At 31.7% G+C, this 15261-nt stretch carries 18 protein-coding genes; 16 read left to right on the plus strand and 2 right to left on the minus strand.

Translation table 11 applies throughout. The annotated features are described in order from the left end of the window. The first annotated feature begins 78 nt into the window (after window positions 1-78). The 7 genes from trpX (at window position 79) to HMPREF3186_RS01175 (ending at window position 6768) form a co-directional block, all read left to right on the plus strand. A complete protein-coding gene (gene trpX / locus HMPREF3186_RS01145; protein WP_060913538.1) occupies window positions 79-1083 on the plus strand; it encodes a tryptophan ABC transporter substrate-binding protein in 1005 nt (334 codons plus the stop codon). 152 nt (window positions 1084-1235) lie between these two features. Then, complete coding sequence (locus HMPREF3186_RS01150; protein ID WP_060913539.1) at window positions 1236-2111, plus strand: ABC transporter permease; 876 nt, start codon at window positions 1236-1238, stop codon at window positions 2109-2111. Window positions 2112-2114: 3 nt separating this feature from the next. Then, window positions 2115-2888: an ABC transporter ATP-binding protein gene (locus HMPREF3186_RS01155; RefSeq protein WP_060913540.1), complete on the plus strand. Its 774-nt coding sequence runs from the start codon at window positions 2115-2117 to the stop codon at window positions 2886-2888. A gap of 316 nt (window positions 2889-3204) precedes the next feature. Continuing rightward, window positions 3205-3870 (plus strand): response regulator transcription factor, encoded by a 666-nt coding sequence (locus HMPREF3186_RS01160; protein WP_060913541.1) that lies wholly within the window; start codon window positions 3205-3207, stop codon window positions 3868-3870. Beyond that, window positions 3860-5203, plus strand: a complete 1344-nt coding sequence (locus HMPREF3186_RS01165) for a sensor histidine kinase (RefSeq protein ID WP_060913542.1) — start codon at window positions 3860-3862, stop codon at window positions 5201-5203. The genes HMPREF3186_RS01160 and HMPREF3186_RS01165 overlap by 11 nt, the downstream gene beginning before the upstream one ends. A gap of 269 nt (window positions 5204-5472) precedes the next feature. After that, the gene (locus HMPREF3186_RS01170; protein ID WP_060913543.1) at window positions 5473-6045 is read left to right on the plus strand and encodes a PepSY domain-containing protein; all 573 of its coding nucleotides are present in this window, start codon (window positions 5473-5475) and stop codon (window positions 6043-6045) included. Window positions 6046-6126: 81 nt separating this feature from the next. Further along, on the plus strand, window positions 6127-6768 hold the full coding sequence (locus HMPREF3186_RS01175) for a PepSY domain-containing protein (RefSeq protein ID WP_060913544.1): 642 nt from the start codon (window positions 6127-6129) through the stop codon (window positions 6766-6768). A gap of 99 nt (window positions 6769-6867) precedes the next feature. Here HMPREF3186_RS01175 and HMPREF3186_RS01180 read toward each other — a convergent pair whose 3' ends face one another. Both HMPREF3186_RS01180 and HMPREF3186_RS01185 read right to left on the minus strand, forming a co-directional pair. Continuing rightward, window positions 6868-7392 (minus strand): hypothetical protein, encoded by a 525-nt coding sequence (locus HMPREF3186_RS01180; RefSeq protein ID WP_060913545.1) that lies wholly within the window; start codon window positions 7390-7392, stop codon window positions 6868-6870. A 13-nt stretch (window positions 7393-7405) separates the two neighbouring features. Next, window positions 7406-7723: a hypothetical protein gene (locus HMPREF3186_RS01185; RefSeq protein ID WP_060913546.1), complete on the minus strand. Its 318-nt coding sequence runs from the start codon at window positions 7721-7723 to the stop codon at window positions 7406-7408. Between the two features lie 185 nt (window positions 7724-7908). Between HMPREF3186_RS01185 and upp the strand changes: the two genes are divergently transcribed. From upp to HMPREF3186_RS01230, 9 genes are all read left to right on the plus strand, one after another. Beyond that, on the plus strand, window positions 7909-8538 hold the full coding sequence (gene upp / locus HMPREF3186_RS01190; RefSeq protein WP_060913547.1) for a uracil phosphoribosyltransferase: 630 nt from the start codon (window positions 7909-7911) through the stop codon (window positions 8536-8538). Between the two features lie 166 nt (window positions 8539-8704). Next, on the plus strand, window positions 8705-9433 hold the full coding sequence (gene atpB, locus HMPREF3186_RS01195; RefSeq protein WP_060913548.1) for a F0F1 ATP synthase subunit A: 729 nt from the start codon (window positions 8705-8707) through the stop codon (window positions 9431-9433). Between the two features lie 78 nt (window positions 9434-9511). Then, window positions 9512-9727, plus strand: a complete 216-nt coding sequence (atpE, locus tag HMPREF3186_RS01200) for a F0F1 ATP synthase subunit C (RefSeq protein WP_003143965.1) — start codon at window positions 9512-9514, stop codon at window positions 9725-9727. Window positions 9728-9780: 53 nt separating this feature from the next. After that, window positions 9781-10305, plus strand: coding sequence for a F0F1 ATP synthase subunit B (atpF, locus tag HMPREF3186_RS01205; RefSeq protein WP_060913549.1), 525 nt, complete (start codon window positions 9781-9783; stop codon window positions 10303-10305). Further along, complete coding sequence (atpH, locus tag HMPREF3186_RS01210) at window positions 10305-10844, plus strand: ATP synthase F1 subunit delta (protein WP_060913550.1); 540 nt, start codon at window positions 10305-10307, stop codon at window positions 10842-10844. The genes atpF and atpH overlap by 1 nt, the downstream gene beginning before the upstream one ends. A gap of 27 nt (window positions 10845-10871) precedes the next feature. Beyond that, the gene (gene atpA, locus HMPREF3186_RS01215; protein WP_060913551.1) at window positions 10872-12374 is read left to right on the plus strand and encodes a F0F1 ATP synthase subunit alpha; all 1503 of its coding nucleotides are present in this window, start codon (window positions 10872-10874) and stop codon (window positions 12372-12374) included. A 34-nt stretch (window positions 12375-12408) separates the two neighbouring features. Next, window positions 12409-13281: an ATP synthase F1 subunit gamma gene (gene atpG / locus HMPREF3186_RS01220; RefSeq protein WP_060913552.1), complete on the plus strand. Its 873-nt coding sequence runs from the start codon at window positions 12409-12411 to the stop codon at window positions 13279-13281. A gap of 39 nt (window positions 13282-13320) precedes the next feature. Beyond that, window positions 13321-14736: a F0F1 ATP synthase subunit beta gene (atpD, locus tag HMPREF3186_RS01225; RefSeq protein WP_060913553.1), complete on the plus strand. Its 1416-nt coding sequence runs from the start codon at window positions 13321-13323 to the stop codon at window positions 14734-14736. A gap of 20 nt (window positions 14737-14756) precedes the next feature. Next, a complete protein-coding gene (locus HMPREF3186_RS01230) occupies window positions 14757-15164 on the plus strand; it encodes a F0F1 ATP synthase subunit epsilon (RefSeq protein ID WP_060913554.1) in 408 nt (135 codons plus the stop codon). Window positions 15165-15261: the final 97 nt, after the last annotated feature.

Raw genomic sequence — 15261 nt, forward strand, 5'->3', positions numbered from 1 at the left:
CTTTTTATTATGGATACGCTTCTAAAATTTGATTATAAAAAATATTATTAAAGATAAAAGTAAAAGGAGATTATTAAAATGAAAGTAAATAAAATTTTTGTAGCATTCGCGGTATTATTAGTTTGTGTATTAGGTTATGGGTTCTTCTCTAGTAAAAAAGGAGAAGAAACTAAAAAGGTTGATAATAAAGAAGTAAAAGTAGGGGTACTTCAATTACTTAGTCACCCAGCTCTTGACCAAATTTATAAAGGTTTAGAAGACGGACTTAAAAAAGAAGGATATGAAGTTGGTAAGAACTTAAAAATTGATCTTCAAAATGCTCAAGGTGATCAAAGTAACTTAGCAAGTATGGGTCAAAAATTAGTTACAGATAACAACGATATTTTAGTAGGTATTACAACACCAGCTACTTTATCACTATCAAATGCAACTAAAGATAAACCAATCATCATGGGTGGTATTACTTATCCAGTTGAAGCAGGATTAATTAAAGCTGAAGATAAACCAGGAAACAACATTACTGGTGTTAGTGATAGGACTCCAATTAAACAACAACTTGAAATCATGAAAAAAGTATTACCTAACATGAAGAAAGTTGGGATTCTTTACACAGCAAGTGAAGATAACGCTGTGAAACAAGCTCAAGAAGCTGAAAAATTAGCTAAAGAATTAGGATTAGAGGTTAAGGTATCAACAGTAGCAAACACAAATGATATTCAACAAGTAACAGAAAGTCTTGCTTCACAAACTGATGCAATTTTTGTTCCAATCGATAACACAATCGCCAGTGCAATGGCAACAGTGGTAAAAGTAACAGACGCTAAGAAAATTCCAGTATTCCCATCTGCAGACACAATGGTAGCTGATGGAGGACTTTTAGGACTAGGTGTTGACCAATATCAAATCGGTGTTGAGACTGCAAAAGTTGTTGCTAAAGTATTAAAAGGTGCTGACACTAAAGATATGCCAATCGTTCTTGCTAATGAAGGTGTAATTTATCTAAATGAAGCGAAAGTAAAACAATTAGGAATCGAAATTCCAAAAGAAATTAAAGATAAAGCAAAAGTAGTAGATAAAAAATAATATTATTGATATTATATTATTAAGAAGCTATTTGAATTATAAATAATTAAAAGGAGCGACTCATCAAATCAATAGAAAAAATTATTGTTTATGAGTCGCTCTAAATTATATAAAATCAAATTAGAAGGAATATTAAATAAAAGAGGTGCAGGATGGATCTATTTATTTCAGCGATTTCACAGGGAATGCTGTGGGGTATATTATCGCTTGGATTGTTTATAAGTTTTAGAGTTTTAAATATTGCGGATATGACAACTGAAGGAGCGTATCCTTTAGGAGCAGCTGTCTGTGTTATTTGTACACATAATGGGATCAACCCTATTATAGCTACATTGATTTCGATAGTGGCAGGTATGTTAGCAGGTCTTGTTACGGGATTCTTAATTACCGTTTGTAAAATTCCAAGTTTACTTGCAGGAATTTTAACAATGACTGCATTATTATCGGTGAATCTTAGAATAATGGGAAGACCAAATTTAAGTTTAATCAATAAAGATACGATTTTTAGCAAAATTAAAGGATTAGACTTACCGACTCATTATGATACTGTATTTGTTGGAATTATTCTTTCTGGATTAATTATTATCGCTATGTCTTTATTCTTTTCAACGGAATTAGGTCAGAGTTTAATTGCAACAGGAGATAATGAGAAAATGGCGACAGCATTAGGTATTTCTACAAAAACAATGACGATTTTAGGATTAATGCTTGCTAATGGAATTATTTCTTTAGCTGGTGCGATTTTAGCACAAAACAATGGTTATTCAGATGTAAATAGTGGTATTGGAGTTATAGTAGTAGCTTTAGCAGCAATCATTATAGGAGAGGTAATCTTCAAAGATGTATCTTTCACAACAAGATTAATTTGTGTAATTTGTGGTGCGATAATTTATAGATTACTGCTAGTTGGAGTGTTAAAATTAAATATTATTGGAGCTAACGACTTTAAATTAGTTTCAGCTTTAGTAATTGCAATTTTCTTAACTCTACCTCAACTAAAATTAAAAGCTAAGAGAAAGGATGCGTAGAAAATGTCGTTTATAAAAATTAATAAAATAGATAAAACATTCTTTCCTGGAACTATTAGAGAGCAACATGCTTTAAAAAATGTTAGTCTTGAAATAAAAGATGGTGATTTTATTACTATTCTTGGTGGAAATGGAGCAGGGAAGTCAACTTTTCTTAATGCCTTAGCGGGTTCATTCTCACTAGATGGTGGAGAAATTTTAATCGAAGGAAAAGATGTAAGTAATATAGTAGAACACAAGAGAGCAGGATTTATTAGTAGAGTTTTCCAAAATCCACTTGATGGAACAGCTCCTCGTATGACTGTAGCACAGAATATGTCTTTAGCACTACGACGTGGTAAAGTTAGAGGTTTTAAACCAGGAACTACTAAAGAAGATAGAAAACTTTTTAAAGAATTGCTAGTGACTTTAGACTTAGGGCTAGAAGATAGATTAGATAGTGAAATGGGTCTTTTATCTGGTGGACAACGTCAAGCTATTGCACTTTTAATGGCGACTATGACAACACCTAAACTTTTGCTTCTTGATGAACATACGGCAGCATTAGATCCTAAAACACAGAAGAAGATAATGGAACTTACTCGACAAAAGATTGAAGAGAAAAAATTAACAGCTTTAATGATAACTCACAATATTCAAGATGCGGTGAAATACGGTAATAGAATAATAGTGTTGCACCGTGGTGAATTAGTTCGTGATATCAGTAAAGAAGAAAAAGAAAAACTAGATGCAAAAGCATTATATGAATTACTTTATAATTTAGAAGAAAGTGAGTAGAACTACATGGGGTGACTTGATAAAATCTAGTTTAAGTCACTCCTATTTATTTTTCACATGATAATATGATATAATAAGGATAAACGTAAGGAGTAGTATATAGGGATTGTGCCTTGATGGAGGAGATTCCGGTTCGAATCCGGGCTATTACGTCTAAGACATCTATTTTTAAATAGGTGTCTTTTTTCATTTTAGATTCATTTTTTTGTTTTAGAATATTTCTAAATAGTGAAGTTATAATATATAAGAACAATTGTTTTACATTTATAAGTGAATTAAGTAAAATATAGTAGAAATTTAGTATGAGGAGATTGTTATGAAGATTCTTGTTGTAGAAGATGAACGCGATTTGAATAGAATAATTACTAAACACTTAAAAAGAAATAATTATAGTGTAGATAGCTGTTTCGATGGCGGGGAAGCATTGGATTTTGTTAGTTATAGTGATTATGATTTGATTATTACTGATATTATGATGCCAAATGTTGATGGCTATGAGTTTATCAAAAGGCTTCGTGAGAGTAAAAATAATACACCTGTTATTATGTTAACTGCTAAAGATACTTTAGAGGATAAAATTGTCGGTTTAGATAGTGGAGCTGATGATTATATAGTTAAGCCGTTTGAATTTGATGAATTACTTGCTAGAATAAGAGTTTTAATGAGACGTAACTATGGTTTAGCAACTAATGTTATTCAAGTCGATGATATTGTACTTGATATTTCTAAAAAACAAGTTACTAGAAATGGTGAGAACATTGGATTGACTGGTAAAGAATATGAGGTATTAGAGTATCTTATGAAGAATAAAGAAAGTATATTGAGTCGTGATCAGATTCTTAATCATGTTTGGGATTATGATTATGATGGTGCTTCTAATATAGTAGATGTTATTATAAAAAATATTAGAAAAAAATTAGATAACGGTACAGATAAGACTATTATTTACACTAAAAGGGGGCTAGGATACTTTGTTAAATAAAAATAAGAAATTATCGATATTTCCATTTAGAAAAGTATCATTAACTTTCAAAATCACTTTATGGTATACAACATTTATAGTTTTATTAATAGGATCACTGATAGTCGGGACATTTTTAGTTAGTGATAGTGTTGTTGAAAAGAGTAGTGAAAAGAAATTGATAGAAGAGGTGGCTGAAATCTCAAGTGGATCTGATAAGTTTACCCCGTATGAAGATGGAGTGACCTTATCTGTTTATGATAAAGATGGGAATCTTGTTGCAGGTTCTGTACCTAGAAATTTTAAAGTTAATGATTTTAGTTTAGGAGTTATTTCTGAATATAAAGATGTAAATAATAATAAGTATTTATATTATGATTCAGAAACTAGTTCTGCTAGATTAGGGAATGGAAAATATGTGAGAGGTATAGTACAAATTACCAATAATATAAACGGTTGGATATTGCCTTTAATTATTGGTGTGGGTAGTCCATTCGTTATTTTGGTAATAATGTATGGTGGATACTTAATAATAAGGAGTTCATTGAAACCTGTAAGAGATATGACCGAAACTGCTGAGGTGATTGCCAAAAGTAACGACCTTACTAAACGAATCCATATAGAAGATGGTGCGGATGAGGTACATAAATTAGGGAAAGTATTTAATGAAATGTTAGAAACTCTAGAAAATTCATCGAAAAGAGAACGCCAATTTAGTTCGGATGTATCGCATGAACTCCGTACACCAATTTCTGTAATAAGGGCAGAAAGTGAATATGGAGCGAAATATACAGATTCTGTAGAAGATGCTAAAGAATCGTTTGATGTAATTGAAAGGCAGAGTAAAAGAATGACTTCTATGATTAATCAAATTTTAGAATTATCTAGACTAGATAGTCGTTTAGAGATTCCAAAAGAAGAACTTTTATTATCTGATAAAATTAAATCTACACTAGAGGATTATAAAATATTATTTGATAATAAGAATATAAAGTTATTCATAAATATAGAAGAGAATATCATAGTTCATGCAAATGAAGCTCTAATTATGCGTATGATAGATAATTTATTATCAAATGCTTTGAAATACGCAGAAACAGAAGTAACAGTTTGTTTAGCTAGAAGAAATAGAATAATTTTTGAAGTTGCTGATGATGGTATTGGAATAAGTGATAATGAGAAAAAACATATTTGGGATAGATTTTATAAAGTAGATAAATCAAGAACAACGACTGAAGATAATTCTTCAGGATTAGGACTGTCTATTACAAAAAAAATAGTAGAATTACATGATGGTAAAATAGCAGTCTTAGATAACAAACCAAAAGGAACAAGATTCGTAGTGAATCTATAAGAATAATGAAGCACACCTTTAAAATAGGAAGGTGTGCTTTTTGTATTGTAGAAAATTTTAAAATAATGAAAATCTTCATGTAGCATTCATAAAACAAAGATATAATAAAAATATCAAAAGAAATGAACAAAAATGAAATCTTCATTTAGTGTTCATAAAACGAAGATATAATAAAAATATCAAAAGAGAAGAACAAAAATGAGATCTTCATTTAGCGTTCATAAAAGAAATATAAAATGAGAATATAAAGAAAAAGAGGTAAATTAAAAATGACAAAAAATATTAATAACAACGAAATCGAAACAATTGAAGGAACGTATGTTGAAACTATCGAAAATGATAACCAATATAACGAACAACCTAAAAAAACTAAGAGAAATTTTCTAAAACCATTAATTATTGGAGCGTTAGCTGTAGTAGTAACGAGCGGAGTTGGAGCTTATGCTTATGAGAAATATGAAACTGCGCAAAGAACTAAAATTCAAGATGGTTACTCAAATATTAAGTTGAATACAGGAAATCAAACTAATTCAAATGACAATAACAATAGTGGAAATAATAACTCAAATAATAATACTCAGAACAATAATACACAACAAAATACTCAAAATATAAAATCACAACAAGAAATCCGCTCAATTGTAGCAGAAGCAATATCGGTACCTGAACAAAATATTAACTTTGTAAAAATCAAACCTAAATACGAGGATGATTATGCACCACAAAATAATGGAGTATCTTTATATGTTTATAAAGTTGAAGCAAAAGCTAACGGGTTAGAGTATGATGTAGTAGTAGATGCTGTTTCAGGAAAAGTATTAAAAGTGAAAATTGATGACTAGAAAAAATAATATTTTAATTTTCATCTAAGATTCATAAAAGAAATTTATAATAAAAACATAAAGAAAAAAGAGGTAAATAAAATGACTAAAAAAATTAATAACAATGAGATTGAAACATTAGAAGGAGTTTACGAAGAAACAATGAATAGCAATAATCAATATAATGAACAACCCAAAAGAGCAAAAAGAAACTTTTTAAAACCGTTAATTATAGGAAGTTTAGCAGTAATAGTTACTGGTAGTGTTGGTGCATATGCTTATGATAAATATGAAGAAGGGCAAAGAGCTAAGATTCAAGAAGCGTATTCGAATGTAAAGATGAATGTTGGACAGCAAACAAATCAAAATAACAATAACGGAAACAATAACAATAATAGTAACAATGGTGATAATGGTTCAAACAGTAATTCGCAAAATGATAACCAATCTTCAAATGTTCAAAATAATAATAATAATAATAATAACATCAACACTCAACAAAATGTTCAAAATGCAAAATCACCACAAGAAATTCGTTCTATAGTAGCACAAGCAATTTCAACGCCAGAACAAAATATTAATTTTGTAAAAATTAAACCTGAGTATGAGGATGACTACGCAGTTCAAAATAATGGAGTTCCTTTATATGTTTATGAAGTAGAAGCTCGTGCAAATGGATTAGAGTATGATGTAGTCGTTGATGCTGTATCGGGTAAAGTTTTAAAAGTAGAAATAGATAACTAAAAAAATAAACTGATAGTCTAGAAATAATATCTAGATTATCAGTTTTTTTATTATTTGATAGAAGCGATTTAAAAGAATTGTCAATCCTTGTTGTATTAATTACTTCCTATTGTTATAAATATAATATCCAATGAAAATAGCGACTATTAAATATAAATTAAAGTTAGGGTTAGCAATATAAAATATCATAGCCTTATAAGATAGACGCATTAGTAATCCTTGGATAATCGATGGTGCAAAAAGTAAAACTAGTATTATAGAATTATCCATCTTTCTTGCTAAGAATATTATAAAAATTAATATTAGCAGAAGAATTAGTATTGCTAAATATCTATTTACAATAATATTGAATGCAGTTGGAAATTTAAAAGGATTAAAAAATATTAATAGTGCTATTATTAATACTAATATTGTAATAATAGTATTCTTAGTACGTTCATCAAGTTTGCTTTTATTAGTATACATGAAAATATAACTTAAGTAGAATCCACCAAAAATTAATGCTCCAACGACAGCAGCTTCCAATAAATTTAAAGCCATAAAGGGATTAGCCAATATTGGTGACAGATAAAAAAGTACATATATACCAGTTGCTATTAGTAAATTACGTTTAAAAATTGTCATATGATCTCCTTATTTATTTTATTAATACAGTTAAAGCATAGGCAACAAAAGAAAATACTATTATAAGAAGTATTAAAACTAAGGCACTTGAATTAAAAATGAAAAACAGTGGTAGAGCCAAAGCAATACTTAGAAGAGGAGTATAAATTGTTCTTTGTATAAAATATGTTACCAATAGTGTAACCGCGAATGATGAAAATCCATAAGTTAAAATCAAAATAAAGCCAGCTTTATCACTAGTTCCATTATAAAATTTCAAAAAAAGTAGGGGAACAATATAGTATAAAATACTAGTGAGTAAAAATATCCCCAAAATTGTTTTTCTTTGCATGATAAAATCTCCATAAATATTGTTTATATTATTGTAATATTTTATGTAGTATAAGTCTAGTGATATAACAAAACTAATAAAAAAATATTTATTGAATCGAGTGAAATATTTTCGGATATCCCTTGTTAAAATGAAATAATTAGAGTAAAATAAATATAATAATAATACAAAGGAGAACTATAATTATGTCAAAAGTTCATGTTTTTGATCATCCATTGATCCAACATAAATTATCTTTTATTAGAGATAAAAGAACGGGTTCTAAAGACTTTAGACAACTTACTAACGAAGTAGGTTCTTTAATGGCTTATGAAATCACTCGTGATCTTCCGCTTGAGGATGTTGAAGTGGAAACTCCAATCCAAACTACTACTTGTAAACGTCTTGCAGGTAAGAAAGTTGTATTCGTTCCAATTCTACGTGCAGGATTAGGAATGGTAGATGGATTAATGAATTTAATCCCATCTGCGAGAGTAGGTCACGTTGGACTATATCGTGATCCAGAAACTCTACAACCACATGAGTATTTTGTTAAAATACCTAGCAATCCAGAAGAACGTCACTTTATAGTTGTTGACCCAATGTTAGCAACTGGAGGTTCAGCAATTGCAGCAATTGACTCACTTAAACAACGTGGTGTTACTGATATTAAATTTATGTGTTTAATAGCAGCTCCAGAAGGTGTAAAAGCATTACACGATGCACACCCAGACGTAGATATTTTCATCGCTGGTCTAGATGAAAAACTAAATGATCACGGATACATTGTACCAGGATTAGGGGATGCTGGAGACAGAATCTTCGGAACTAAATAGAACTAAATAATAGTAGATTATTTTTAATTAAATCATATAAAATTTAAGAAATCGCTAGCAAATATTATAAAATCATATTATAATATGATTATGTATTTCTAATTTTTTATATTACAACAGATTTAGAAATCTAAAAGTTACTTAAGAAAAGAGGTGAGGGGAATATATGGAAAAACACACATATCTTATTACCAAATTATTTGGCTATGATATAACGGTTAATATTCCTAGTGTAATCACAACTTTAATAACAGTATTACTTACCTTTGTTATTGTGATGTTTCTAACTAGTAGAATAAAATTAAGACCAGATAGTAAACGTCAAAATGCGGTTGAATTACTTGCGTATTTCGTTAGTGATAATGTCATCAAAGGTAATGTTAACTGGAAAAAATATGGTAAAGGATTATGGGCAACAGCTCTAACAATTATTTCACTTGTTGCAGTAGCAAATACTATAGGTGTATTAATAGAAGTTAGTTACAATGAAGTAGTCTATGTCAACTCTGTAACTGCGGATCCAACATTTACTTTCTCTCTTGCATTATTAGTGATTGTCTTTACTCATTTTGCAGGAATTAAGTATAAAGGAGTTAAACACTATTTTGGTACATATACTTCTTCAGGTATAGGTATTACACCATTTAAAGTTATTGAAGAATTCACAAACTTGATGACTTTTTCAATGCGTTTATTCGGTAATATCTATGCAGGTGAAATATTATTAGCACTATTAGCAACTCTTACAACAGTAGGATTCTTTGGTGCAATAGCTGGTATGGCAGGACTAGTAGTATGGAAAGGATTCTCTCTATTTATAGGATTTATCCAAGCATATATCTTTACTGTCTTAACATTCATTTATTTATCACATAAAATTAGTGATGAACATTAATCTTTTTAAACGCACTATATGTGCAAAAATCTAATAATTAATAAAATTCATTTATTATCCAAGGAGGAAAATATAATTATGGTAGAATTAATTGGAGCAGGTTTAGCAGCAGGATTAGCAGCAGTTGGTGCTGGTATCGGTAACGGATTTTTATTCGGTAAATTTATCGAAGGTGTATCTCGCCAACCAGAATTAGAATCAAGATTAAAATCTAATGCTTTCGTATTATTCGCACTTGTAGAAGCAGTACCTATCTTAGCTATCGTTATTTCATTCGTTATCTTAGCTAAATAATTTAGTATAATACTGTAAACAAAAGAACTATGAAGAATAGGAGCATTTAGTAAATGGAAAATTTAGTATTTTTAGCTACTGAACACTCTTCTCATCAAGGTTTTAATCTAGGAAATATGGCTATTAACATTGTAGCTGTATTAATCTTATTAGTATTACTGAAAAAATTTGCTTGGGACAAACTTATTGATATGTTAGATGAGCGTCAAAAATTAGTTGAAGGTCAACTTGATGATGCAGCTAAAAATCAAAAAGAAGCTTTAATTTTACTTGAAGAAAATCAAGAAAAATTAAAAAATGCGCAACAAGAAATTAAAGTTATGATGGAAGAAGCTCGTGAACAATCTAAGATTGAAAAACAAGCTATTCTTGAAGAAGCTCGCAAACAAGCAGAACAATTAAAAGTAAATGCTCAAAGAGACATTGAGGACGAGAAGAAAAGAGCGCTTGAAGAAATCAACAAACAAATTGCTGATTTATCAGTGCTTGTAGCTTCGAAAATTTTAGAAAAAGAATTAGATGGCTCAACACAAAGTGAATATGTTGATAAAGTCATTAAAGAGGTAGGGGTGAAATAATGAGTAAGTCAGTATTAGCTAATAAAATTGGATATTCATTATTTGAAGTTGCAAAAGAAAATAACACACTAGAAGAAGTTTCTTATGAGTTAAAGGAAGTTGCAAAAGTAGTTAATGGAAACTCTGATTTTGTTACATTGATGAACAACCCTAATTTAGAAAAAATAAAAAAAATTAACTTGATTGATGCATCATTTGCAGGAGTAAATAAAAATGTTGTGAATGTTGTTAAAATCTTAGCAGGTAATCTGCAAATCTCATTAATTAATTTCGTTTTAGAACAATATACTGAATTGTTTAATAAATATTCAAGAAATGTTGTTGTGAAAGCTGAATCAGCTTCACCTTTAACTGAAGAACAGTTAGAAAATCTAAAAGAAAAAATTAAAAATGAGTTACAACTAGAAAATGTAGAAATTAATAATTTTGTAGATGCAAGTCTTCTAGGTGGTTTAAAACTTACTTATAATAACAAAGTAGTTGATGCTACTATTAAGGCTAAATTGAATGCTATAAAATCAAAAATTTCTTCAATCTAGAAGAAGTTGAAACAAGGAGGGACATAAATGGCTATTAAAGCTGAAGAAATTAGTTCATTACTAAAATCACAAATAGAAAATTATCAGTTTGAAGTTAAGTCAACAGATGTCGGTACAGTTATAGAAGTTGGGGACGGTATTGCTCGTGTATACGGTCTTAATGAAATAATGAGTGGTGAGCTAGTTGAGTTCACTAAAACAGGGGTTATGGGACTTGCTCAAAACCTTGAAGACACAAATGTTGGTATCGTAATTTTAGGTCCAACTACTGATATTAAAGAAGGAGACGAAGTTCGTCGTACTGGGCGTGTTATGGACGTACCTGTAGGTGAAGAATTAATTGGACGTGTAGTTGATCCACTAGGACAACCAGTTGACGGTCGTGGTCCAGTAAATACTACAAAACGTCGTCCAATCGAATCTCCAGCAGTAGGGGTTATGGGACGTAAATCAGTATCTGTTCCATTCCAAACTGGTATTAAAGCGATTGATGCATTAGTACCTATTGGACGTGGACAACGTGAGCTTATTATCGGAGATAGACAAACAGGTAAAACTGCAGTTGCTATCGACTCAATCTTAGCTCAAAAAGGACAAGATGTAATTTGTATTTATGTAGCAATCGGACAAAAAGAATCTACAGTACGTAGTGTTGTAGAAACTCTTAAAGAACACGGTGCTTTAGACTACACTATCGTAGTAACAGCATCAGCATCTCAACCAGCACCACTTCTTTACATTGCACCTTATGCAGGAGTTGCGATGGCAGAAGAATTCATGTTTAATGGTAAAGATGTAGTAATCGTATATGATGACTTATCAAAACAAGCAGCTGCTTACCGTGAGTTATCATTACTATTAAAACGACCACCAGGTCGTGAAGCATATCCAGGGGACGTATTCTACTTACACTCACGTCTTCTAGAACGTGCTGCTCGTGTAAATGAAGATTTCGGTGGAGGAAGTATCACAGCACTACCATTCGTAGAAACTCAAGCAGGTGATATCTCTGCGTATATTCCAACAAACGTAATTTCTATTACAGACGGACAAATCTTCTTACAATCAGATTTATTCTTCTCAGGTATTAGACCAGCGATTAACGCCGGACTTTCAGTATCTAGGGTAGGGGGATCTGCACAAATTAAAGCGATGAAAAAAGTATCAGGTACTTTACGTCTTGACTTAGCATCTTATCGTGAGTTAGAAAGCTTTGCTCAATTCGGTTCTGACCTAGATCCAGCGACTCGTGAAAAACTAGAACGTGGTAAACGTACAGTTGAAGTTTTAAAACAAGACTTACACAAACCAATTCCAGTAGAAAAACAAGTTATGATTCTGTATGCTTTAACTCATGGATTCTTAGATGATGTGGAAGTTAAAGATATTCACAGATTCGAACAAGAATTATATTCATACTTAGATGCTCATGAAAATGAAGCAGTTAAGCACATTATTGAAACAAAAGACTTACCATCAACAGAAGTTATGGATGAAGTAATCGCTGCATTCAAAAAAACTTTTGCCTAAGATGATAAGTAGTAGAGTAAAGGTGGTGAACTAATTGGCGTCACTAAGAGATATAAAAAACAAAATCAATTCTACTAAGAAAACTAGTCATATTACAAAAGCGATGGAGATGGTTTCAACTTCTAAGCTTTTAAAAGCACAATCAAACACACAAAAATTTAATCCATATATGCAAAAAATGCAAGAGGTGATGGGAACAATTTTTGGTAAAAGTTCTAGTATTAAACACCCTATGTTAGAAAAAAGAGAAGCTAAGAAAACTCTTTATGTGGTAATTACTAGTGATAGTGGTTTATGTGGAGGATTCAACGCAAACGTTATTAGAAACTTTGTTAATACTGTTAATGAAAGACATGCTAATAGCGAGTATGGTATTGTTGCTATAGGTAACTATGGAGCAGAATTCTTTAGAAAAAATGGCTATAATGTAGTTGATAGTTATAGAGATATACCAGATGAGCCAAGTTTCACTCAGGTTAAACAAATTACGAATAAAGTAGTAGGATACTTTATTGATAAAGAATATGATGAAATTTATTTACATTATAATCACTTTGTTAGTATGATTCAACAGGTTGTAACTGAAAGTAAAGTTCTTCCTATTGACAATACAGATAAATTCGCAAATTCAGAAGAGCAACAACCTACAGGAGCTTACGAGTTTGAGCCTGGTGAGACAGCTGTACTAGATGTAATACTACCTCAATATGCTGAAAGTATGATTTATGGAAGTATATTAGATAGTAAAGCTAGTGAGCATTCTGCAAGGAAAACAGCAATGAAAAATTCAACTGATAATGCAGGAAATATTATTGATACACTTACGATTAAATACAATCGTGCAAGACAAGCTGCAATTACACAAGAAATTACAGAGATTGTAAGTGGAGCAGCAGCAACAAAATAGTAATGAGAAAGGAGAAGCTATTAAGTTAGCATACAACATATGAATAAAGGTTATATTCTCCAAGTTATGGGACCTGTAGTAGATGTTAAATTCGAATCAGGGCATATGCCAAATCTATTAAACGCTTTAGAAGTTTACATAGAAAAAGGCGATGGGAAAAAAGAAAAATTAGTTCTTGAAGTTTCTCTAGAAATTGGTGATAACGTAGTAAGAACAATTGCTATGTCATCAACTGATGGATTAAATAGGGGAGCAGAAGTAGTGGATACAGGAGCACCAATTACAGTTCCTGTAGGTAACTACACATTAGGTCGTGTGTTCAACGTATTAGGTGAAGCAGTTGACCACGGTGAAGAAGCAGGAGCAGAAGTTCGTAAAGATTCAATTCACAAAGAAGCTCCAACATTCGATGAATTATCAACTCACGTTGAGGTTCTTGAAACAGGTATTAAAGTTATCGACTTACTTGCACCATATATTAAAGGTGGTAAAATCGGTCTTTTTGGTGGTGCGGGAGTTGGTAAAACGGTTCTTATCCAAGAACTTATCAACAACGTTGCGCAACAACACGGTGGATTATCAGTGTTCACAGGTGTAGGTGAGCGTACTCGTGAAGGAAATGACTTATACTATGAAATGAAAGATTCTGGTGTTATTAACAAAACAGCCATGGTATTCGGACAAATGAACGAACCACCAGGAGCTCGTATGCGTGTAGCATTAACAGGATTAACAATGGCGGAATACTTCCGTGACGAAGAAGGACAAGACGTGCTTCTATTCATCGATAACATTTTCCGTTTCACACAAGCAGGTTCTGAGGTTTCTGCGTTATTAGGACGTATGCCATCAGCCGTTGGTTACCAACCAACACTTGCTACAGAGATGGGGCGTTTACAAGAGCGTATCACATCAACTAAAAAAGGTTCTGTTACATCTATCCAAGCGATTTACGTACCAGCCGATGACTATACTGACCCGGCTCCAGCGACAACATTCGCCCACTTAGATGCAACAACAAACCTTGAGCGTGCGTTAACAGAGATGGGTATCTACCCAGCCGTTGACCCACTTGCTTCTACATCAAGAGCATTAGCTCCTGAAATCGTAGGAGAAGAACACTATCAAGTTGCGACAACAATTCAAAGAACTCTTCAAAAATATCGTGAATTACAAGATATTATCGCCATCTTAGGTATGGACGAGTTAAGTGATGAAGATAAGAAAACAGTTGATAGAGCACGTCGTGTTCAATTCTTCTTATCTCAAAACTTCCACGTAGCTGAACAATTCACAGGTCAACCTGGTTCATACGTACCAGTATCAGAATCAGTACAAGCTTTCAAAGGAATTTTAGAAGGTAAATATGACCACATTCCTGAAGATGCATTCCGTCTAGTTGGTGGAATTGAAGACGTATTAGAAAAAGCTCGCAAACTAGGAGTAGAAGTATAATACAAATAGGAGGTAAATAAATGAATACTTTAAGTGTAAGCATTGTTACTCCTAATGGAGAAGCTTATAGTGCAAAAGAAGCTTCTATGGTTGTATTGGGAACTACAAGTGGACAACTTGGTGTAATGGCTAACCATGTTCCTATGGTTGCATCATTAAAGGTTGGGCCTCTTAAAGTGATTTTTCCTGATGGACGAGAAGAATATCTAGCTGTAAGTGAAGGATTTGTGGAAACACATAAAGGCGAAGTAACTATTATAGTTCAAACAGCAGAATTAGGTAAAGATATCGATGTTGAACGTGCTAAAAGAGCGTTACAACGTGCAGAAGATCGTCTTGCTAAAAAAGAAGATGGTCTTGATGTAAGACGTGCGGAATTAGCTTTAGCTAAAGCTTGTGCTCGTCTGAAGGTAGCTGAACAATTATAAGAAAAAATGTAGTTCATATTAATTATGGACTACATTTTTTCGGCTCTTTGTCAAATTCGGGGCACGGAGAAAAATAGGAAATGAAATCTAGGCAGCA

The organism is Gemella haemolysans (assembly GCF_001553035.1).
GTDB classification, from domain to species: domain Bacteria; phylum Bacillota; class Bacilli; order Staphylococcales; family Gemellaceae; genus Gemella; species Gemella haemolysans_B.